This window comes from Haloferax sulfurifontis (assembly GCF_014635105.1).
GTDB lineage: Archaea > Halobacteriota > Halobacteria > Halobacteriales > Haloferacaceae > Haloferax > Haloferax denitrificans.
The window spans coordinates 162,923-183,702 of record NZ_BMCI01000007.1 but is presented as its reverse complement, the minus strand read 5'-3'; the positions used below and the strand labels follow the sequence as shown (position 1 = coordinate 183,702).

Here is a 20,780-nt window from a genome sequence, read left to right as displayed (position 1 = left end):
CTAAAAATTGAGGGTGTGGGTCCTCAGCCCTGCTTGAACACGACGCCGCCGCCGGTCTTCGGGTAGCTCCACTCGACGTTATCGTACGGACAGCCGTAGCGGCAGGTCCCACACTCCAGACAGTTCTCGTAGGCGATAGACGGCACGCCGTCGCCGTCCGGGTCGACTGTCCACACCGCCGCGGGACAGACCGAGGTGCACTCGTTGGTGGTGCAGTCGGCGCAGACGTCCGGGTTCTCCACGCCGAGGTGTGACTCGCCGGTGTCGCGGTACTTGACCGTGTACAGACGGTCTTCGATGCTCACGTCTGGGACGTGGGGTTGTGCGGTGCTCATGATAACATCCTCCGGAAGCGCCAGGCGCGTTTCGCCGCGCCGAACCAGCCGCCCGCGGCGGCGACGAGGTGGTCGCGGGCCGCGCCCGTGTGTTCGTCTTTCGACGCGCGGTCCATCTTGAAGTACTCCGTCTCGGCGCTGGCCAACGCGCGCGGCAGGTCCTCGAAGAGGAACTGCCGGTCGGCCGCGATGGTTCGCTGGAACCAGTCGTAGTGCCGGAGGTTCTCGACCACGAACGACTGGTCGAGGTCCCGCGCGTAGGCGGCGAGCGCCTCGGCGTCGCTCCGGCCGTCCGCCAGCGCGGCCGCGATGGCCTTCCCGGCGTGGTAGCCGCTCTCGACGGCCATGTTCGTCCCCTCGAGGTGGACGCCGCTGTTCAACACGAGGCCGGCGGCGTCGCCGACGACGACCGCGCCGTCGTGGACGAGGTCGGGCATCGCGCGAGCGCCGCCCTCGGGGACGACGTGGGCGCTGTACTCGATGCGGCGGCCGCCGCGGATGAGCGGGGCGACCGCCGGGTGCGACTCGAAGGCGTCGAGCGTCGCCTCGGGCGTCTGGCCGGCCGCGGCGTCTTCGACGCGGTAGACGACCCCGACGCTCACGGAGCGCTTGTTCGTGTAGACGAAGCCGCCGCCGACGGCCTCGCCGACGGCCCCCTCGCCGAAGTACTGGTAGGCCGCGCCGGCGTCGCCGTCGAGGCGGAAGCGGTCGTCGATGGTGTCGCGGTCGAGTTTGAACACCTCTTTGACCGACACCGCGACCGCGTCGCGCTCGGGGCGTTCCTTGAGGTCCGCGCCCTCGCTCACAAGCGAGTTCGCCCCCTCGGCGAGTACGACGACCGGGGCGTGAATCTCCCCGTCCGGTCGGTCGGTCGTCACGCCGACGACCGCGCCGCCGTCGCGGAGGAGGCCCGTGACCGTCGTCTCGGTGACGAGCGTCGCGCCGGCCTCGACCGCCTGCTTCGCGAACCACTCGTCGAACCGCCGTCTGAGGACGGTGTAGGAGTCGTTGTGGGGCTCGTCGCGCCACGCTCCGGGCCGCATCGAAACCGCGGTCTCGTCGCCGTCCGACGAGAGTATCGAGAAGCGCTTCTCGGCGACGTAGCGTTCGAGCGGCGCGCCGTCGATGTCGACTAGCTCCCGAATCGTCGGCGTGTAGAGCACGCCGCCGAAGACGTTCTTCGTCCCCGGCGCGGGGCCGCGTTCGAGCATCAACACGTCGAGGCCGTCGCGGGCCATCGTCAGCGCCGCGGCAGTTCCAGCGAGACCGGCACCGACGACGACGGCGTCGAACGCGTCGTCGTAGTTCGGCGTCTCGGTCCGGAGGGTCGGGCGTTGCAGGCCGCCGGCCGTGGTCGCCTCGTTGCTCATGCCGCCACCTCCCGCTTCTCGCGGACCATCGCAGTCAGCGCGGGAAGCACCTCGTGGAGGTCGCCGACGATGCCGTAGTCGGCGTGTTCGAAGATGGGCGCGTTGGGGTCGGTGTTGACGGCGACGACCACGTCGCTCCCGTTCATCCCTTCGAGGTGTTGGACGGCACCCGAGATGCCCGCGGCGACGTAGAGGTGCGGTCGGACGGTCTTGCCCGTCTGGCCGACCTGCCGCGCGGGTTCGACCCAGCCCTCCTCGACGGCGGCGCGGGTGGCGGCGACCTCGCCGCCGAGCGCCTCCGCGAGTTCGACGAGCGGCGTCACGTCGCCCTCGCAACCCGCGCCGCCGGCGACGATGACGTCCGCGTCGGTGATGTCGACGACGCCGCCGACGACACGTTCGAGAACGGTCGAAAGCGTGTCTTCCTCGGCGACGACGACCTCGACCGATTCGACGGCGTCGGCCGCGCTCTCCGTTCCGTCGGCGGGTTCGCCGGCGTCGAACACGCCGGCGCGGACCGTCGCCATCTGCGGGCGGTGGGCGGGGCACTTGATGGTCGCCATCGCGCTCCCGCCGAACGTCGGCCGGCTCGCGAGGAGGAGTCCCGCCTCGTCGACGGCGAGTTCGGTGCAGTCGGCCGTGAGGCCGGCGTGGGCGGGCACGGCGACCCGACCCGCGAAGTCGCGGCCGGTGTGGGTCCCGCCGATGAGGACGATGCTCGGCTTGCGCGCCTCGACGAGCGCGCGGAACTGCTCGCCGTAGGGGTCGGCGCGGTACGGTTCGAACACCGGGTCGTCGGCGAGGAGCGCGCGGTCGGCCCCGCGGGCCACCGCCTCCTCGGCGAGATGGGCGACATCGTCGCCCACGACGAGCGCGACGAGCGACTCGCCCGTCTCGTCGGCGAGCTCGCGCCCCTTCGCGAGGAGTTCCCACGACACCGGCGCGGCCTCACCCTCGTGCTGTTCGACGAACACCCAGACGTCCCTGTAGTCGGCGACGTCGATTTCCGGCCCGCTCGCGGCGCTCATCTAGAGCACCTCCGCGAGGTGGTCGTAGAGGGCTTCGACGCTGTCGACGCGCGTCCGCTCGCGTTCGACCGGCGAGGCGGTGTCCATCCCGCCGACCTTCGTCGGCGAGTTGGCGAGGCCGACCCGGTCTTCGATGCCGAGGTCGGACGCGGTCCACTGGACCGGTTCGAACTCGGTCTCGGCGAATATCTTCCGGTGTAAGCCGGCGGGTCGCGGGTCGTTCGCGCCGAACACCATCGCCACGACGACGGGGAGCGCGGCGGCGACGCGCTCGTAGCCGCCTTCGACGTCCCGCGTGCCGACGAGGACGCCCTCGTCGGGTCGGGGGTCGACGGACTCGGTGTAGGTGAGTTGCGCCCAGCCGTTGTGGGCGGCGATGCCCGGCGGCACCTGTCCGGTCGACGAGTCCGTGCTCTCCTCGCCGCAGATGACCACGTCGGCGTCGAGTTCTTCGGCCGCCCGCGCGAGCGCGAGGCTCGTGGGCCACGTGTCGCTCCCGCCGAACGCGCGGTCGGTGAGCAGGACGCCGCCGTCCGCGCCCGCGGCGACGGCCGCCTGTAGGACCGCGCTGGCCGGCGGCGGCCCCATCGTGACCGCGGTCACGGTCCCGCCGACGGCGTCGCGGAGCGCGAGCGCGGACTCGACGGCGTTGTGGTCGGGATTGTTCAGCACCGCCGGCGCGTCGGAGCGGTTCAACGTCCCCGTATCGGGGTCTATCGTGACGTCGTCCGCATCGGGAACCTGCTTGACGCAGACGACGATGTTCCATCCGTCATTCATAATTTGACGACGCCGTCGTGTGCGGCGCGTACCGAACATAGCACGCTCTGCGCTACATACCGACCCGGTCGTTCTCGAAATATAAGAACCGAATACGCGATATTACTCCGTTCCCCGCGTATTCTGGCTCAGGAGGGCAAACAAATGTACACCAACATCCTCGTTCCCGTCGACACCAGTCCCGAGTCGATGAACGCGGCGAGTCACGCGATTCGCCTCGCGGACGCCGTCGGCGCGTCGGTTCACGCGCTGTACGTCACTCGACCGCCCGTGGACACCGACGACGACGGCGAGCGCTCGCAGTCGCGGAGCGAACGCGCCTTCGCCGACGTGGTCGAACGCGCCGAAGAACGCGGCGTCGACATCGAGACGAGCATCCTCGTCGGCGACCCCGCGGCGTCAATCGCCGACTTCGCCAACACGCACCGCGCCGACCTCATCGTGATGGGGACCCACGGCCGCGAGGGCGTCGACCGGCTGGTAAACGGGAGCGTCGCCGAGCGCGTCGGCCGCCTCGCCAGCGTCCCGGTGACGACGATTCGGCTCCGCGACGGCGAGCAGTCCGTCCGGTCGCCGCTCGACGCACAGCGCATCGCGCGCGAAAAGCTCGCCCACGCCGGCCACGACGACGCCGTCATCGAAGCGCCGTCTCAACAGCGGTCCGCGTGGGTCGTCCACGCCGCCGACGACCGCGGCGAGTACAACGTCCACATCAACAGCGCGTCCGGGCAGGCCAAACTCGTGCAGGTCGGCTGAGCCCGCACCGCTTTTTCGCTTATTCGAGGTCGAGGAGCGTCGCGGCCTCGTCGAGGAACTCGGCGTACACCGACATCGCGTCCTCGATGGGTTCGGGTTCGGTCATGTCGACGCCGGCGGTTTGGAGCACGTCGAGGGGGTATTCGCTCCCGCCGAGCGCGAGCGCCTCGCGGTAGTCCGCCGCGGCCGACTCGCCCTCCTCGCGGATGCGCTCGACGATGGCCGCCGCCGCGGAGATGCCCGTCGCGTACTGGTAGACGTAGTAGTTGTAGTAGAAGTGCGGAATGCGCATCCACTCGCGGGCGATGCGGTCGTCGGTCGCCGCGGGCTCGTAGTACGCCGCCTTCAGGTCGCCGTACATCTCGTCGAAGCGGTCGGGCGTGAGCGCGCCGTCGTTCTCGACGACCTCGTGAATCTGGAGTTCGAAGTCGGCGAACATCGTCTGGCGGAACAGCGTCGAGCGGAACCGTTCGAGGTACTCGTCGAGGACGTGCATCCGGAGCTCGTCGTCGTCGACGTTCTCCAGCAGGTACTCCGTCAGGAGCGTCTCGTTGACCGTGGAGGCGACCTCGGCGGTGAAGATGTCGTAGCTCGCGTCGTGCCACGGCTGGGCGTCGTTGGCGAGTTCGGAGTGCATCGAGTGGCCCAGCTCGTGGGCGAGCGTGAACATCGATGCGGCGTCGTCCTGGTAGTTCATCATGATGAACGGCTGGGTGTCGTAGGTGCCCGCGGAGTACGCCCCGGAGCGCTTGCCGCGGTTCTCGTACACGTCGACCCAGCGGTCGTCGAGCCCCTCGGCCATCCGCTCCTGATAGGCCTCGCCGAGCGGTTCGACGGCCTCGACGATGTACTCTTTCGCCTGCTCGTACGGAATCTCGGGGCCGTGGTCGCCGGTGAGCGAGACGTAGAGGTCCCACATCTGGAGTTCGTCCGCGCCGATGGCCTCCCGCTTCAACTCGGCGTGGCGGTGGAGGTGGCCGAGGTTGTCGCGGACGGTGTCGAGCAGGTTGTCGTACACCTCGACGGGGACGTTGGGGCCGTCGAGCGCGGCCTCGCGGGCGGCGTCGTAGTCGCGGATGCGCGCGGTCTTCACGTCCTTTTTGACGCTGTTTTTCAGCGAGGTGCCGACGGCGTTGCGCACGTCGGCCCAGCGGTCGTAGAACTCCTCGTGGACGGTCCGGCGGAACTCGCGGTCGGGGTGTTTCTGGAGCTTCGTGAAGTTGCCCTGCGTGATTTCGACGGACGTCCCGTCGGGCTTCTCGACGGTCGGGAACTCCAGGTCGGCGTTGGCGAGCATCGAGTAGATGTCGCTGGACGCGCCAGTCACGTCCGAGAGGTCGGCGAGGACTTCTTCGACCTCCGCGGAGCGGGTGTGTTCTTTCGTCCGAAGCACGTCGTCGAAGTAGTGCTCGTAGGCCGCCAGCTCGGGTTCCTCCTCGACGAACTCGTCGACGCCGTCGCGGCCGAGCTCCTGCAGTTCGGGGTCCAGATAGCTGACCGCGCTCCGGGCCCTCGACGCCAGCGCCTCCGCGCGGCCGGCCTGCGCTTGGTACTCCTGATTCCGCGTGTCCTGACTGCTACGGAGGTTCGCGTAGGAGACGACCATCGACACCTCGCGGAGCACGGACTCCATCGTCTCGAAGAGTTCGAGGAGCGTCTCGGGGTCGTCGGTGGCGCGACCCTCGTAGCTCGCCAGTTCGGGGACGCGCTCTGCGACGTCCTCGTACGCCGCTTCCCACTCGTCGTCGGACGCGTAGATGCTGTCGAGGTCCCACTTGTACTCCTCGTCGATGTCGCTCCGCTCGGGAACCGAACTCATGTCGGCTACTTTGACGCGCGCGCGGCTGGTAAGCCTTATCAATCGAGGGGCGGTGCGGGGTCGAAGCGGGCGACCGCGACCCGGTCAGTGGCGGGTCGCCCTCGCCTCTCGGACCTGCGAGCCGTCCCGGACTAAGTCCTCGCAGTGCGGGCAGACGCGGGGGTCGTCCATGCCCTCCGGGGCGAACACCCTGACGTAACCTTCCGTGACGAAAGAATCGCAGTTCTGACATGTCGGCATGGCGGTCGTTCGTACCACGTCAACTGAGTTAGATGTTGTGGGCGATTTTCGGCATCCGACACCGACTCCGGCCCCGACCGCGGGGGTTCGCTCGGCGGGGTCCGGCGGCGCAAACCACTTTGACCGGCGGGCGTGTGGATGCCCCATGGACGACCTCTCCCCCGCGGTCCGCGAGGCGTTCGCCCGGACGTGGGTCGACGACCGCCCGTGGGCGTTCCTCACCGATTTGACCGCCATCGGCGACCGGATGGCCGGCGGGCCGGGCGACCGCCGCGCGAGTACGCTCGTCGCCGACGCCTTCACCGACGCGGGCGTCGGACGAGTCGAGTTCGACCCCTTCGAGATGGCGCGCTGGACCCGCGGCGACACGACGCTCGACCTCACCGCGCCCGACGAGCGGCGCTTCGAGGCCGTCGCGCTCCCGTACGCTCCGCGGGCGACCGTCTCCGGCCCGCTGGTCGACGTCGGCTACGGCACGCCGAGCGAAATCGACGCGGCCGACGTGGACGGCGCGCTCGCCGTCGCCAGCGCGACCACCCCCGCCGGCGGCCGGTTCGTCCACCGGATGGAGAAATTCAACTACGCGATCGAGTCCGGCGCGGTCGGATTCGTCTTCGTCAACCACGTCCCCGGGCAACTCCCCCCGACCGGGGCGCTCCGCTACGACGAGGAGGCCGCCGCCCCCGCGGTCGGCGTGAGCGCCGAAACCGGGTCGTGGCTGACCGACTACGCGGCCCGCGGCGGCGAGGCGACCCTCTCGGTCGACGCCGAGACGGCGCCCGGCGAGAGCCGGAACGTCGAGGGTCGCGTCGGCCCCGACACCGACCGCGAACTCCTCTTGTGCGCCCACTTCGACGCCCACGACATCGCCGAGGGCGCGCTCGACAACGGCTGTGGCATCGCGGTCGTCGTCACCGCGGCGCGACTCCTCGCCGAGATGGACCTCGACCTCGGCGTGCGCGTCGTCGGTGTCGGCGCAGAGGAACTCGGCTTGACCGGCTCCGAACACCTCGCCGACCGCCTCGACCTCGACCGCGTCGCCGCCGTCGTCAACGTCGACGGCGCGGGGCGGTTCCGCGACCTCGTCGCCCACAGCCACACCTCCGAGGCGACCGCCGCGGTGGCGACCCGAGTCGGCAACGAGACGCGCCACCCGGTCGAAATCGAGCCCGAGCCGCACCCGTTCAGCGACCAGTGGCCGTTCGTCCGCGCCGGCGTCCCGGCGCTCCAACTCCGGAGCGAAAGCGGCGAGCGCGGCCGCGGGTGGGGCCACACCCACGCCGACACCCGCGACAAGGTCGACGACAGAAACGTCCGCGAACACGGGATGCTCGCCGCGCTCGTCGTCCGTGAACTCGCGGCGGCGGCCGCCGACGGGGAGGTTCCCCGACTCGACGACGACGAACTCGCGGCGGCGTTCCGCGACGCCGACTTCGAGACGGGGATGAAGGCGGCGGGCATCTGGCCCGACGGCTGGGAGTAGCGCCGGTCAGTCGCGCGCGGAGGGGTCGGCGTCGTCGCCGCGGTCGCCGTCCGAGTCATCGCGCCCGTTTGCCTCGCCGTCTGCGACTTCGACCGTCAGATTCGCCTTCGACAGCGCGCTCTCGGTCGCGGCCTCGACGACCATCCCGGCCCCGATGACGACGTAGAACATCCCGTAGACGAACGTCGGCACGGCCATGAGGAGGTAGAGCGCGAGGCCGGCGATGCCCGTCAGGCTGGCGAGAAAGCCGCCGATGGCGTTGCCGACGCCGACGATAAACAGGCCGAAGACGATGCGGAGGGTGGCGTCCCACGCGGCGGACCGGTCCATGCGTGAGCCGACGGCGGGCCGCGTGATGTGTCTACTGGTCGATACGCGGCGCGGGGCCGCGGCGCGGACCCGCGGTGAGGTGAGCGTTGCGGGGGTCGTTCTCCCGCGCGTCAGCACACCGCGAGCAGTTCGTCGAGCGAGTCGAGTTCGTAGGTCGGCTCGGCGGCCAACTGGTAGCCCTCGCGGTGGGGTCGGCGGATGAACGCCGAGTCGATGCCGGCGCGGTCGGCCGCGACCACGTCGACGTTGCTGTCGCCGACGTAGAGCGCCGAGTCGACGCCGAGTTCGCCCATCGCGCGCTCGATGTAGTGCGGGTCCGGCTTCTTCACCCGCGCGCCCTCGACGGTCGGGTCGCGGCCGTAGGCCACCTCGAAGCGGTCGCCGATGTCGAACACGTCGAGGATGTGCTCGATGGTCGCGTGCTGGTTGTTGCTCACGACCGCCAGCGGGTGGCCGATGTCGTCGAGGGCGGTCACGTCGTCGTACAGCGGTTTCGTCCCGTCTTCGAGACACGTCCGCTGGGTCGCCGCGGCGTGGGTCTCGTGGCGCGACCAGAACTCGTCGACCGGCACGTCGTGGACAGAACAGATGCGGCGCAGGCGCGTGAGGCCGCCGTTGATCACCCCGTCGACCGTCTCGGTCGTCGGCTCGACGTCGAACTCGGCGAACGCCCGTCTGACCGCCTCCCGCTGGACTTCGAGGAGCGTCGGCTTCGTCAGCACGCCGTCGTTGTCGAAGATGACAGCGTCGTAGCACATGGTCGAACGGTTCGCGCCCGAGTCACGATAACGTTGCTATGTGCGACCCCGACCGCTCCGGAGGGCTATTGACTCCTCGCGCGTCCGTCAACTGCGGTCTTCGCCGCCGCCGACGGTGCGGTCGCCCGCCTCTCGCCGGACGCCGTCGCGGATGCGCGAGCCGACGCGCCAACCGATGCGGTCCGCGAGGGCCTGCTCGCCGAAGGCCGCGGCGGCGCTCTCGGCGGCCATCGAGTCCACGTCGAACTCGACTCCCGGGTAGTCGACCGCCGTGAGGAGCAGGGGGGTCGGCGGCGCGGGCGGGACGCCCTCGGGGCCGTCGAGGTGGTCGGGACCGAGCACGTCGTCCACCTTCGACGGCGGGGCCGCGCCCGACCCGACGGCGCGGACGAGCGAGACGAGTCGGCGGACGAGTTCGCGGGCGAAGCCGCCGGCCTCGACGCGCACGAGGAGGAAGTCGCCGTCGCGGGTCAGGTCGCCGTCGATGGCACGGACCGTCCTGTGGTCGTCGGGCGTGAGGTTGTGGAAGTCGTGTTCGCCGCGGCAGGCGTCGAAGGCGGCGCTCGCCCGGTCGTCGTCGAAGCCGTCGCTCGGGACGTGGAGGTCGTAGACGTACTCGCGGCGGGTCGGCCGGTGCCGGGCGTGGAAGTCGTCGGGCGCGTCGGCGGCGGCCCACGCCCGCACCGTCCCCGGAAGCTCCGAGTTCAGCGCCCGCGGCGTACACCAGTCTGGGCAGTCGAAGGCGACGGTCTGGGCGAGCGCGGAGACGCCCGCGTCGGTCCGCCCGGCGGCGGCGTAGTCGGTCGGTTCCTCGTCGTCGTCGCAGACGCCGAGCGCGCGGCAGGCGTCGAAGAGGGCGTCCTCGACGGTCGGCACGTCCGGCTGTCGCTGGAACCCGTGGTACGGGCGTCCGTCGTAGGCGACGCGGAAAGCGCGCATGCCGGGTGATTTTCCGGCGGACTACTTAACCGACGCCACCCGGTTCGGCGGCTCCGGTCGCCCCGCGACTACGCGCCGTCGGCTTGCGACGCCACGCCGTCGCCCCGCGACTACGCGTCCGCGTCCAGCGACTGCTCGTCTTCGACTGGCGAGTCCTCGCTTCGGACGGAGAGCACCGGCACGTCGGCCAGCCGGAGCACGCGCTCGGTGACGCTCCCGAGCAGGTAGCGCTCGATTCCCCGGCGGCCGTGGGTCCCCATCACGATGAGGTCGGCGTCGACCTCGTCGGCGTACCGGAGAATCGCCCGGTGCGGCGAGCCGTGTTCGACGGCCGTGACGACCTCGATGCCGTCCGCCTCGGCCGCCTCGACGGCCTCGGAGACGATGCGCTCGCCTTCCGCCTCGTAGGCGCGGACGAGGCCGCCGGCGTCGAGTTGGGTCGCGTGGAGGGCGCGTTCGTCGACGACGTAGAGGGCGTAGAGCGTCGCGTCCGTCGTCGCGGCGAGGTCGAGAGCGCGGTCGAGCGCCTCGTCGGCGGGGCCGCTACCGTCCAGCGGGACGAGAATCCTGTCGTACATGTCACTCGCCTGTACGACGGGCGGGGACAAAAGGGCGCGCGCCGGTATCGGGCCGCGGGAATCGCGGCGCGAGTCGGCCGGCGCGAGGGTCGAGTCTGCCGGCGTGGCCCGCGAGTCGGCCTACTCGTAGTCCTCGTAGGTCGGCGCGTCGCGCTCGCCGGGGAAGTCGTCGACGGGGACGGTGGTCTGGTCGCCGCTCGCCATGTCCTTGACCGTCACTTCGCCGTTTTCGAGGTCGCGCTCGCCGACGATGACGACCGTGTCGGCGTTGACCGAGTCGGCGTAGGACATCTGCGCGCCGAAGCTCCGGTCGGACACGTCGACCTCGACCACGTTGCCCGCCGCGCGGAGGTCGCGGGCGATATCTGAGGCGACGCCGCGGGTGTCGCCGACGGTGAGGAGGTAGTAGTCGGTCGCCAGCTCCTCGTCGGGCCAGACGCCGGCGCGCTGACAGAGCAGTTGGAGCGTCGCGTTGCCGATGCCGACGCCGACGGCGGGGGTGGGCTGGCCGCCGAACGACTCGATGAGGTCGTCGTAGCGGCCGCCGCCGAACGTCGCCCGCGACACGTCGCCCGTGGAGTCGAAGCACTCGAAGACGACACCGGTGTAGTAGTCCAGCCCGCGGGCGGTCGAAAGCGACACCTCGCAGAACTCGCCCGCGCCGAAGTCGTCGGCGGCGGCGAGGACGTTCCGGAGGTTCTCGACCGCGGCCGCGACGTCGTCGCCGCCGAACTCGGCGATTTCGTCGAGGTCGCCGCGCTCGATGAGGTCGGCGAACTCGCCGGCTTGGTCGTACGAGAGGCCGGCGTCCGAAAGCAGGCCGAGGTACTCCTCGCGTTCGACCTTCTCGGATTTGTCGACGGCGCGGACCGCGTCGGCGACGTCCACGTCGGCGTCGAACGACCGGAGCAGGCCGCCGAGGATGTCGCGGTGAGAGACGCGGAACTCGAAGTCGTCGGCCGTGAGACCGAGGTCGGTCAGCGCGTCGGCGCAGAAGGCCAGAATCTCGGCGTCGGCCTCGGGTTCCGTGGAGCCGAAGATGTCGGCGTTGGTCTGGTAGAACTCGCGGAAGCGACCCTGCTGGACCTGCTCGTAGCGCCAGAAGGGCCGGGTCGAGACCCACTTGATGGGCTTCGACAGCGCCTGTTGCTTGGCGACGACCATCCGGGCGACCGTCGGCGTCAGTTCGGGCGTGAGGGTGACCTCGCGACCGCCTTTGTCCTCGAAGGCGTACAGCTCCTCGACGATTTCCTCGCCGGATTTGTCGACGTACATCTGCGTCCGTTCGAGGTGGGGCGTCCCGATTTCGCGGAAGCCGTAGCGGGCGGCGGCGGTCTCGACGGTGTCGACGACCTCGCGCCGGGCCGACATCTCGCCGGGGTAGAAGTCACGAAATCCCTTGAGTCGGTCGTACATGCGCGTTGGTTGGCGAAGGTCGCGCTTGAAACCTGTTGTTCGGGGCGAGGGCGACTACCCGACGAGGGCGCGGAGCGCCGCCGCGTCGCCGAGCGCGATGAGCGAGACGCCGACGACCGCGAGGACGGCGGCGACGAGGCGCGTGCCGAACCGGGCCTCGCGGAGGACGACCCCGCCGAGGACGACGGCCACGATGGCCTGCGTGTTGACGATGGGCGAAGCGACGCTCGCCGGCACCAGCCCGAAGGCGGTCGACGTGACGTGTTCGCCGACGGCGACGAGCGCGCCAGCCGCGGCGAACTTCGGGAGGTCGCCGCGGACGCCCGGCCAGTTCCGGACCGCGACGGGCAGGACGGCGAGCGCCGCGCCGACGAAAAGCACCGGGACGAACACGCTCGTCGGGATGCCGAGTTCCTGTAGCGCGACGCGTTTGCCCACGTCGCTGACGGCGTAACAGGCCGCGCTGGCGAGCGCGAGTTGGGCGGGTCGCGACCGGACCGCGCGCCGAAGCGGGTCGAGGAACGCCCCACCCTCGTAGTTCGCGACGTAGACGGCGACGGTGGCGACCGCGACGCCGAGGACCTGAATCCCCGTCAGGAACTGGTTCAGAAACAGGATTTCGATGGGGAGGACGAACACCGGGACGAGCTTGTTGATGGGCGCGACGTAGGAGACGTCGCCGGCGTCGAGGGCGTCGACGAACAGGATGAGCGCGACGCCGACGAGGGCGGCCGTGCCGGCGACGATTCCCACGCCCGTCGCGCCGAGTTCGGCGAGCGAGGGGACGGCCTGCGGGTCGTACGTCATCGCCGTGACCGGGAGGTACAGGACGACTGCGAAGGCGTTGACGACGACCGTGAGAACCGCCCCGGAGTAGCCCGGGAAGTACCGCTTCAGGGCGAAGATGTAGACGCCCCAGACGAACGCGGCGAGAACGGAGTAGGCGATGCCGGGGTCCATGACTCACCCGGCGCGCGGTGGCGTGAAAAACGACGCGGTACGAGCCGCGGTGGCTGGTGGCGAGAAAGTGAGAAGACGGGGAGGCGGGAAGGCGGCGTCCGAACGCGGGGACCGCCCTCAGCGCCGCCCGTGGACGTAGCTCTGGACGTGGTCAGGAAACACCTCGTCGACCGCCGCCCGCCCGTGTTCGGCGGCGATGAGGTGGCGGAGTTCGCCCTCGTAGTCGGCCTTCGGAATCTCCTCGGACGGGCCGGTTTCGACGTCGAGGTGCGACGCCACGAGGCGGTCGACCGCGCCGCGGCCGAACCCCGAAAGCGGCGAAAGGTAGTCGACGCCGTGGCGGTCTTCGAGGCTCTGGGCCTGCGCCCGCGAGATAGAGGGGACGCGGTCGTCGCGGCGGGTGCCGTCGGCGACGGCGTCGAAGTCGAGCCCGCAGACCGCTTCGAGGGCGTGTTCGTGGACGCGCTGGATGCCGCCGCGGGGGTAGCCGTCTTCGACCATGCGGGCGGTCGCCTCCTGTGCGACCTCGCGGTCGAGTTCCAGCGTCTCGAAGGCGTAGCCGAGTTCGGCCGCCGCGTCGCGGGCGTGCGTCCAGTCGTCCGTGACCCCGAAATGGACGGTCACGAGCGTCACGTCGTAGAAGGCGTCGAGAAGCAGTGCGGCGAGCGAGGAGTCCTTGCCGCCGCTGTAGAGGAGCGCGAGTTCCACGTGTTACCGGCGGCGGATGTTGAAGCTCTTCGACTCGGGCTGCAGCTCCTTCAGGAGCGCCTTCATCTTGTCGTCGTCGATGCGGCCCTGGATGCGCCCGCTCTGGGCGAGGGCGACGATTTGGCGTTCGACCTGTTCTGCGAAGTCCGGCTTGGACATCTGCACCGCGTTGAGCCGCTGGCGGGCCTCGTCGGTCAGGTGCTGTTTGAGAAGCGCCTGTTTCTGCTGTTCGGCGCGCTGTTGGGCGGCCTCCTCGGCCTGCTGTTGCTCGGCGGAGCCCTGTCCGCCGCCCTGCTGTTCTTGGAGTTCCTGCATCTTCTTCTTTCGAAGCTTCTCCAGTCGCTCATCGTCGGGACTGCCACTCATACCCTAGCGCACGGTCCGATGTCTGAAAACCATTACGGACCCGTATACCGACGGCTCTGGGGGAATCGGCGGTCGAAGAAGAACTATCGGTGTGTGTCGGCGGCTCTACGCGTAGCGTTCGAGTTCCGGACGGTCGAGGTCGGAGAGCACGTCGGACGCGGCGTTGTCGAGGAAGCTCGTCCCCTCGGCGGTGATGCGGCGCCCCTCGCCCTTGGCGGTCTCGACGAGGCCCTCCTCTTCGAGCTGTTGGAGGAGCGTGCGGATGATGTTCTTACTGCCGGCGTCGCTGTGCGCACCGGAGACGCTGTAGCGGTTGGAACCGCGCTTGAGGCCGCCGTACTCGGTCGAGAGGCGGTCGACGCCGACGGGGCCGTTCATGGCGACCTTGCGGAGCAGGCTCGCGCCGCGGACGTACCAGAAGTCGTCCTGCTGAGGCGGGAGCTCGCGGGTCTGGCCGCTCTTCGCGAAGGCCATCCAGTCGGGTTGCTCGATGCGGTCCTCGAGTCGTCCGGCGACCTCTTCGATGAGGGCGTCCGCCGGGACGTCATAGATGGTTACCATGGCTATTGGTTCATAATCGCGGCGTTTAAAGGCATCGTATTCGCCCGATACGGGCGGTTGGAGGCTCCTGCGCCCCGCCCGGCGTGCACCGGGGTGACAGCCCGTATCGCGCCGTCAGGACCGCCACCCGCGCGCGCTCTCCGTGCCCATCACGAGGCCGCCGAGGACGACGGGCACCCAGTAGATGAACCCGCGGAAGACGACGACGCCCGCGGTCGCCACGTCGAACGAGACGGCGGAGCTCGCGGCGGCGACGAGGATGGCGAGCGTCCACTCGATGCCGCCCGCGCCGCCGGGAAGCGGCGTCACGCCGGCGATGGCCCCGATGGGGACGACGAACAGCGCGATGGAGAAGGCGATGGGCGCGCCGATGGCGTGGAACGCCACCCAGAGCGCGACCATCTGGCAGAACCACCCGGCCCCCGACAGGCCGAGGGCGACCGCCAGTCCCCGCGGGTTTCGCCCGACGCGCTCGATAGAGCGGAAAAAGCCGTTGATGCGGCGCTCGATGCCGTCGTTCGACGGCACCGACGCCCGCGGGACGTACCGCGAGACGGTTCGGATGACCGGCGTCAGGACGCCGATGAGCCGGTGTTCGAGGTCGTAGCGGCGCTTCCACGCGACGTAGACGGCCGCCGGCACGCCGACCGCGAGGCCGACCACGGCGACGAGCGCGATTTCGAGGTTGCGGCCGAGCGTCACCTCCGTGGCGTAGTAGCCCGCGCCGATGAGCGCGATGGTGATTGAGGGAACGAAGTTGACGGTGTCGACGCTGGCGATGGCGGCCAGTCCGGTCTCGTACTCGGTGTCGGCGCTCCGGGAGATGAGAAGCGCGGTCACGGGCTCGCCGCCCGCCTGCCCGAACGGGGTGATGTTGTTCGAGAACGTCGCGCCCGTGAAGATGAGAAACGAGCGGACGAGCGAGACGTCCACGCCGAGCACGCCGAGGACGGTCTTCAGCGACGCCCCCCACGCGACGAGCCAGACGAGCGTGATGGCGAGGATGGCGACCAGATAGGTCGGCTCGGCCATCGTCACCCGGTCGATGAGCTCGTCCACGCCCGCGAAGTAGAACAGGACGGCGAAGACGACGACCGCCGCTGCGAAACCGAGCACCGTCGCGCGGAGGTTCTCGCGGGCCATTTGCTGGGGATGCGTCTACGACGGGCATTAAGTCACCGGATTCGACGGCCGAGAAACAGGTCCGTCGCGGACGCCGCCGCCGCCCCGCACCTCGTCGTCCGAACCCGTGGCGCCACTCAACGGCGGATAGATGGACATTTCCGCGTCGCCCGACACGTCCGAGGCATGGACGAGCGTGCCGCCCTCAGACTGCTCGCCGCGGACCTCCCCGGTGCCGGCGACGACGCCGCCGTCGTCGACGACCTCGTCGTCACGACCGACATGCTTCACGAGACGACGGACTTCCCCGCGGGGACGACCCGCTACACCGCCGGCTGGCGGGCCGTCGGCGCGTCGCTGTCGGACGTGGCCGCGATGGGCGCGAGCGCCACCTGCGCCGTCGCCGCCTACGCCGCCGTCGAACTCGACGAGACCGAACTCGGCGACTTCGTCCGGGGCGCGCGGGACGTCTGCGAAGCGGTCGGCGCGGAGTACGTCGGCGGCGACCTCGACACCCACCAAGAGTTCACGACGGCGACGACGGCCATCGGCCGCACCGACGACCCGGTTCGCCGCTCGGGCGCGGCCCCGGGCGACCTGCTCTGCGTCACGGGCGAACTCGGCCGGTCGGCCGCCGCCGTCCGCCTGTTCGAGGCGGACGAGACCGACCGCGCCAACGACCTCTTTCGGTTCACGCCCCGCGTCGCCGCCGGCGTCGCCCTCCGCGGCTCGGCCACGGCGATGATGGACTCCAGCGACGGCCTCGCCCGCTCGGTCCACCAGCTCGCGGAGGCCAGCGACTGCGGCTTCGAACTCGACTTCGACGCGCTCCCGGTCCACGACGCCGTCGCCGAGGCCGCGACCGATTCCGCCGACAGACGCGACCTCGCGGCGTTCTTCGGCGAGGACTTCGAACTCGTCTTTACGCTCCCCGAGTCGGCGCTCGACGCCGCCCGCGAGGCGACCGACGTGCCGCTCACGGTGGTCGGGAACGCCGTCGAGGAATCGGAATTCGCCGAGGCCGTCGTCGCCGACGGCGAGGTCGTTCCGGACCGCGGTTACACCCACGGCGGCGACGAGTAACATAGCTGTTTTCGGCGGGTTCGCGCCCGCCCGAGCCCTATCTCGGCTCTACCCCGGAATGACCTGAATCGGCACGAGGAGGAAACACGCCGCGCCGAGGGCGAACGTAAAGAGGCCGACGGCCATCCGGCCCGTTCCGAGCGGCGTCTCGTCTATCGGTTTCGCCGGGCCGTTGTAGGCGATGAACGTCGACATCAGGCCCCAGAAGAACCACAGGCCGACGGACTGGTTGAGGCCGAGGCCGCGGACGTAGTGGAGGTAGCCGGCGATGCCGAACAGGACGAGCGGGACGGCCGCCGCGAGCGACTCCTGGCGCTCGCCGAGCATCGCCCGGACCATGTGGCCGCCGTCGAGTTGGCCGACGGGGAGCAGGTTGAGGACGGTGAAGAACATCCCGACCCAGCCGCCGATGACGACGGGATGGACGACGGTCCGGGGGTCGGCGTACTCCGTCGGCCGGCCGAGGACGGCCGCGATGGCGTCGAGGAGCGGCGGGTTGTTGAACACGATCATGTCCCCGGACCGGGCGAGGACTTCGCTCGGGACGGTCATCGGTTCGAGCGAGAGTCCGATGACCGTGACGACCACCGTCGCCAAGAGCCCGGCCAGCGGGCCGGCGACGCCGATGTCGAACAGCGTCTTTCGGTCGGGCATCTGGCCGCGCATGCGGATGATGGCACCGAGCGTGCCGAACGGGAAGATAAACGGGATGAGGTAGGGAAGCGAGACGTTGACGCCGTGGTATCGGCCGACCGCGTAGTGACCGAGCTCGTGGACCGAGAGGACGCCGAGGACCGCGGCGGTGAAGGGCCACGCCCGAAGCAACACGAGCGGGTTCGCGGCGATGTCGGAAAGGGGGATGTAGTACCACGCGTACGCGCCGACGAACAGCGTCGAGAGGACCGTTAGCGCGAACAGCGTGATGTTCTTCCACGGGATTTCCTCGATGCCCTGCGAGGCCGGCTCGACGATGACCACGTCGGTCTCTCCGAGTCCCGAAACCTGCGCTTCAACGTCGTAGCCGGCCCCTCGGAACGCCGACCAGATTTCGCGGACGAGCATCTGCTCGGGGACGAGCGACTCGCCGTAGTAGATACGTCGGCGACCGTCTGACCGCACCTCGTGAACGTCGAAGACGGCGCGAAGCGCCTCCACCGGCGGTCCGTCCGCCGATTCGGACTGTTCCATCGACGTGGGGTAGGCGGGCGACGTGCATAAATCCCGTGACGGGGGCCGAACCGGCGGGCGACGGCGGCGCGGGAGGCGGTCGCTCGGCCGTCTGCGTCGAAGTCGAAAAGCGAAGCGCCGCGGAACCGTGAGGGCGTCGCCGCGGAACGGGTGGGCCGTCACCGGGGATGTGTGGTGGAGGCCGTTCGGGCGGGGCGTGCGGGGAGTTCGGCTCTCTGCGCCGTGGGGAGGGCGGTCGGTCCGTCGGCGGTCGGTCCGTCGGCGTCACGAACCGAGCGGGGGTATCGGGGGTCGAGTCGCGTCTCGGCGTGGGGGTCCGAGCGCGCTCGGCGGGGCTGTCGTGGGGTCGCGGGCTGTCGCGGAGTCGCGTTCAGTTCGTTCGGGGACCGGGCGGTACGCGTCGTCCTGACGCTGGCGTCGGTCGCGGAGCGGGCGATGCGTGCGTTCAGGCGGTCTCGACGCGCCACGTGGTCGCGCTCGTGTACGACCACTTCTCGATGGTCAGCTCCGTCGCGGAGTCGCGGAGCTTGACCATCAGGGCGCCGATCTCCTTGGGAGACAGGCCGACGTCGTCGGCGATGAATTTGCTCTTGAAGTACATCTCGCCGTCTTTCGCACGGTCGAGCAGGTACTGCTTGAGGCGGTCTTCCTTGGAGCTACTGTCGGTGGAGGGGGGTACTGTTGCGCTCATCTGGTACACCTCACTTCCACCTATCGGCCCATCACCTGTTATAAAGGAAGGTCCGTTAGAATTAGTTCGGCCGCTTTCAGCTTGAATCGACCAAAACGGTTCGTTTTAGGAATCTTTGAAATCGACGTAGATTTTTTAGAACCGATTCTGAGGGATTATTTCTGAAAACACTAGTTAGAAATCAATGGGGCGAAAACACCCCGATTCACCCCGTCTGACGCCCCATTTTGCGGAAATCGGTGCCGCAATATCGGCGATTTCTCCGCCGACGCGACTATCCGCGTACCGTGAATAATCCGCGTCGGCTCAGCGGTCGTGGACCCAGAACTCCTCGTCGGTGGTCGTCTCCTTCTTGAAAATCGGCACCTCGTCTTTCAGGCGGTCGATTCCGTCTTCGACCGTCCGGAACGCCTCTCGGCGGTGCCCCGCGAGGACGACGACGAACACGATGTCCTCGCCGTCGCCGACGACGCCCACCCGGTGATGCATGAGGACGCGGAGGACGCCGTCGCGTGCCTCCAGTTCCTCCGAAATCGCGGCCATCTTCGACTCCGCGACCCCGTCGTACTTCTCGAATTCGAGGCTGAGCGTCGGGTCGTCGCCCTCGGCCTCCTTCATGCGCACTCGTCCGGTGAACGTCGCAATCGCGCCGGCGTACACCTCCAGCGGGTCCGCCTTCGCGCGTTCGACCAGCGTTTCGAGCGTGACGTGCGGTTCGTGCGCGTCGACCTCCGCGGCGAGGGACGCCACGTCCGCGGCGTCGGCCGTTTCGACTTCCTTGACGACGCGCGCCGCGTCGGCACCGGCGAGGGCGACCGTCGGGACGCGCGCGTCGGGGAACCCCGAGAGGAGCGCGTAGTCGTACTCTGCGGAGAGGTCGTCGAGGAGTCCATCGAGGTCGCGGTCGTCGCCGGTGCCGACCCAGTTGCCGTCCGGCGAGAGGCCGTAGGCGGCGGCGACGCCGTCTGTCGACTCCGGTTCGGTCGCGCTCTCGGGGAGCGATTCCACGGTGGCGACGCGGCCGTCTAACTGCGCGGCGAGTCGGTCACAGAGCGTCGTCGCGCCCGCGCCGACGATTCCGAGGACGTGCATACCCGAAGGACGGCCCGCGCCGGTTTAAGATTGCTCCGTGCCGGCCTCGTCGGACTCGGGTGTCGGCTCCGACTTCCGCGCCTCGGGGCGCGGGCGGGTCCGATACAGGTGGACGGCGACGGCCGCGCCGACGAGGCCGAGGAGCGTCGCCAGCCACGGGGCCGCCGCGCCGACGGGGGTGTCGGCCGTCGCGGGCAACGTGTCGAACTGCCAGAGCGCCCAGCCGACCGAAAAACAGGCCACCAGCGCCCAGTTGAAGACGGTTCTGCGGTCGACCTCGCCGCGGCGGTGGCGGACGAGCATCGCGCCGAGCGCGAGCACCCACCCGACGGCGATGAGCGTGACCGTCTCCACGGTGACGAGTCGCATACCCGTAGTCGCCGCGAGAGTGGTTTAAAGCCCCCGACACGGGCGTCTCGCAGTTGATAACCCTTAAGATGCGGTCACGGATACCCGTGTGCAATGAGAGTCGTCATCTCCATCGGCGGAAGCGTGCTCGCGCCGGACCTCGACGCTCGACGCGTGGAGGCTCACGCCTCCGTCGTCGAAACGCTCGCGCGGGACGGGTGCGAAATCGGTGCGGTCGTCGGCGGCGGCGGCGTCGCCCGCGACTACATCGGCGCGGCCCGCGACCTCGGCGCGAACGAGGTCCAACTCGACCAGATCGGCATCGACGTGACCAGAATCAACGCCCGCCTGCTCATCGCGGCGCTCGGCTCGCAGGTCGACCCCAAGGTCGCCCACGACTACGAGGACGCCGGCGACGCCATCCGGCGCGGCGACATCTCGGTGATGGGCGGCGTCATGCCCGGCCAGACCACGGACGCCGTCGCGGCCGCGCTCGCCGAGTACGTCGACGCCGACCTGCTCGTCTACGCGACCAGCGTCGACGGCGTGTTCAGCGCCGACCCGAAATCCGACCCCGACGCGACGAAGTTCGAGGAGATGACCGCCGCGGAACTCGTCGACGTCATCGGCGACATCGAGATGAACGCCGGCTCGTCCGCCCCGGTCGACCTCCTCGCCGCGAAGCTCATCGAGCGCGCGAAGATGCGCACCATCGTCCTCGACGGCACGGACCCCGACCGCATCACGCCGGCGGTCCTCCGCGGCGAGCACACGGGAACCGACATCATCCCCGAGGGCGGCGACGAACCGACCTACTGGGCCCCCTGAG

At 69.7% G+C, this 20,780-nt stretch carries 24 protein-coding genes; 4 read left to right on the top strand and 20 right to left on the bottom strand.

The window, feature by feature from the left end:
- Nucleotides 1-23: 23 nt before the first annotated feature.
- From IEV64_RS17800 to IEV64_RS17785, 4 genes are read right to left on the bottom strand one after another with little or no spacing between them, the layout of a single operon-like run.
- Complete coding sequence (locus IEV64_RS17800) at nt 24-335, bottom strand: ferredoxin family protein (protein ID WP_049920662.1); 312 nt, start codon at nt 333-335, stop codon at nt 24-26.
- Nucleotides 332-1,705 (bottom strand): FAD-dependent oxidoreductase, encoded by a 1,374-nt coding sequence (locus tag IEV64_RS17795; protein WP_188424752.1) that lies wholly within the window; start codon nt 1,703-1,705, stop codon nt 332-334. Before IEV64_RS17795 ends, IEV64_RS17800 begins: the two co-directional genes overlap by 4 nt.
- Nucleotides 1,702-2,733, bottom strand: coding sequence for an electron transfer flavoprotein subunit alpha/FixB family protein (locus tag IEV64_RS17790; protein WP_188424750.1), 1,032 nt, complete (start codon nt 2,731-2,733; stop codon nt 1,702-1,704). Before IEV64_RS17790 ends, IEV64_RS17795 begins: the two co-directional genes overlap by 4 nt.
- Nucleotides 2,734-3,513 (bottom strand): electron transfer flavoprotein subunit beta/FixA family protein, encoded by a 780-nt coding sequence (locus IEV64_RS17785; protein WP_188424748.1) that lies wholly within the window; start codon nt 3,511-3,513, stop codon nt 2,734-2,736.
- Between the two features lie 144 nt (nt 3,514-3,657).
- Between IEV64_RS17785 and IEV64_RS17780 the strand changes: the two genes are divergently transcribed.
- Nucleotides 3,658-4,269, top strand: a complete 612-nt coding sequence (locus IEV64_RS17780; protein ID WP_004967502.1) for a universal stress protein — start codon at nt 3,658-3,660, stop codon at nt 4,267-4,269.
- 19 nt (nt 4,270-4,288) lie between these two features.
- On the opposite strand, the gene pepF is transcribed toward IEV64_RS17780, so the two are convergent.
- Nucleotides 4,289-6,088 (bottom strand): oligoendopeptidase F, encoded by a 1,800-nt coding sequence (pepF, locus tag IEV64_RS17775; protein WP_007276195.1) that lies wholly within the window; start codon nt 6,086-6,088, stop codon nt 4,289-4,291.
- A gap of 84 nt (nt 6,089-6,172) precedes the next feature.
- Nucleotides 6,173-6,328 (bottom strand): DUF7563 family protein, encoded by a 156-nt coding sequence (locus IEV64_RS17770; RefSeq protein ID WP_007276194.1) that lies wholly within the window; start codon nt 6,326-6,328, stop codon nt 6,173-6,175.
- Nucleotides 6,329-6,473: 145 nt separating this feature from the next.
- On the opposite strand from IEV64_RS17770, the gene IEV64_RS17765 reads away from it, so the two are divergent.
- Complete coding sequence (locus tag IEV64_RS17765; RefSeq protein WP_007276193.1) at nt 6,474-7,811, top strand: M28 family metallopeptidase; 1,338 nt, start codon at nt 6,474-6,476, stop codon at nt 7,809-7,811.
- Nucleotides 7,812-7,817: 6 nt separating this feature from the next.
- Here IEV64_RS17765 and IEV64_RS17760 read toward each other — a convergent pair whose 3' ends face one another.
- From IEV64_RS17760 to IEV64_RS17715, 10 genes are all read right to left on the bottom strand, one after another.
- Nucleotides 7,818-8,141: a hypothetical protein gene (locus IEV64_RS17760; RefSeq protein ID WP_007276192.1), complete on the bottom strand. Its 324-nt coding sequence runs from the start codon at nt 8,139-8,141 to the stop codon at nt 7,818-7,820.
- Nucleotides 8,142-8,251: 110 nt separating this feature from the next.
- On the bottom strand, nt 8,252-8,899 hold the full coding sequence (locus IEV64_RS17755; RefSeq protein WP_007276191.1) for an HAD family hydrolase: 648 nt from the start codon (nt 8,897-8,899) through the stop codon (nt 8,252-8,254).
- Nucleotides 8,900-8,986: 87 nt separating this feature from the next.
- Entirely contained in the window at nt 8,987-9,838 is an 852-nt protein-coding gene (gene truA / locus IEV64_RS17750) for a tRNA pseudouridine(38-40) synthase TruA (RefSeq protein WP_007276190.1), read from the bottom strand.
- 110 nt (nt 9,839-9,948) lie between these two features.
- A complete protein-coding gene (locus IEV64_RS17745) occupies nt 9,949-10,416 on the bottom strand; it encodes a universal stress protein (protein ID WP_004967495.1) in 468 nt (155 codons plus the stop codon).
- A gap of 120 nt (nt 10,417-10,536) precedes the next feature.
- A complete protein-coding gene (gene hisS, locus IEV64_RS17740) occupies nt 10,537-11,832 on the bottom strand; it encodes a histidine--tRNA ligase (RefSeq protein WP_007276189.1) in 1,296 nt (431 codons plus the stop codon).
- A 54-nt stretch (nt 11,833-11,886) separates the two neighbouring features.
- Nucleotides 11,887-12,792: an EamA family transporter gene (locus IEV64_RS17735; RefSeq protein WP_007276188.1), complete on the bottom strand. Its 906-nt coding sequence runs from the start codon at nt 12,790-12,792 to the stop codon at nt 11,887-11,889.
- A gap of 117 nt (nt 12,793-12,909) precedes the next feature.
- Entirely contained in the window at nt 12,910-13,500 is a 591-nt protein-coding gene (locus IEV64_RS17730; RefSeq protein WP_007276187.1) for a DUF7411 family protein, read from the bottom strand.
- Between the two features lie 3 nt (nt 13,501-13,503).
- Nucleotides 13,504-13,866 carry a DNA-binding protein gene (locus IEV64_RS17725; protein WP_188424746.1) on the bottom strand — a complete coding sequence of 121 codons (363 nt, stop codon included), beginning with the start codon at nt 13,864-13,866 and terminating at the stop codon, nt 13,504-13,506.
- 105 nt (nt 13,867-13,971) lie between these two features.
- Entirely contained in the window at nt 13,972-14,427 is a 456-nt protein-coding gene (locus IEV64_RS17720; RefSeq protein WP_004041740.1) for a 30S ribosomal protein S19e, read from the bottom strand.
- A gap of 114 nt (nt 14,428-14,541) precedes the next feature.
- Complete coding sequence (locus IEV64_RS17715) at nt 14,542-15,570, bottom strand: lysylphosphatidylglycerol synthase transmembrane domain-containing protein (protein ID WP_004967491.1); 1,029 nt, start codon at nt 15,568-15,570, stop codon at nt 14,542-14,544.
- 165 nt (nt 15,571-15,735) lie between these two features.
- On the opposite strand from IEV64_RS17715, the gene thiL reads away from it, so the two are divergent.
- Nucleotides 15,736-16,632 carry a thiamine-phosphate kinase gene (gene thiL, locus IEV64_RS17710; protein ID WP_188424744.1) on the top strand — a complete coding sequence of 299 codons (897 nt, stop codon included), beginning with the start codon at nt 15,736-15,738 and terminating at the stop codon, nt 16,630-16,632.
- Between the two features lie 48 nt (nt 16,633-16,680).
- On the opposite strand, the gene IEV64_RS17705 is transcribed toward thiL, so the two are convergent.
- From IEV64_RS17705 to IEV64_RS17690, 4 genes are all read right to left on the bottom strand, one after another.
- Entirely contained in the window at nt 16,681-17,820 is a 1,140-nt protein-coding gene (locus IEV64_RS17705) for a site-2 protease family protein (RefSeq protein WP_007276184.1), read from the bottom strand.
- 445 nt (nt 17,821-18,265) lie between these two features.
- A complete protein-coding gene (locus IEV64_RS17700; protein ID WP_049920675.1) occupies nt 18,266-18,511 on the bottom strand; it encodes a DUF7123 family protein in 246 nt (81 codons plus the stop codon).
- A 306-nt stretch (nt 18,512-18,817) separates the two neighbouring features.
- Nucleotides 18,818-19,603: a molybdopterin synthase gene (locus IEV64_RS17695; RefSeq protein ID WP_188424742.1), complete on the bottom strand. Its 786-nt coding sequence runs from the start codon at nt 19,601-19,603 to the stop codon at nt 18,818-18,820.
- A gap of 24 nt (nt 19,604-19,627) precedes the next feature.
- Nucleotides 19,628-19,972, bottom strand: coding sequence for a hypothetical protein (locus tag IEV64_RS17690; RefSeq protein ID WP_188424741.1), 345 nt, complete (start codon nt 19,970-19,972; stop codon nt 19,628-19,630).
- A gap of 93 nt (nt 19,973-20,065) precedes the next feature.
- On the opposite strand from IEV64_RS17690, the gene pyrH reads away from it, so the two are divergent.
- Complete coding sequence (gene pyrH, locus IEV64_RS17685; protein WP_004967484.1) at nt 20,066-20,779, top strand: UMP kinase; 714 nt, start codon at nt 20,066-20,068, stop codon at nt 20,777-20,779.
- Nucleotide 20,780: the final 1 nt, after the last annotated feature.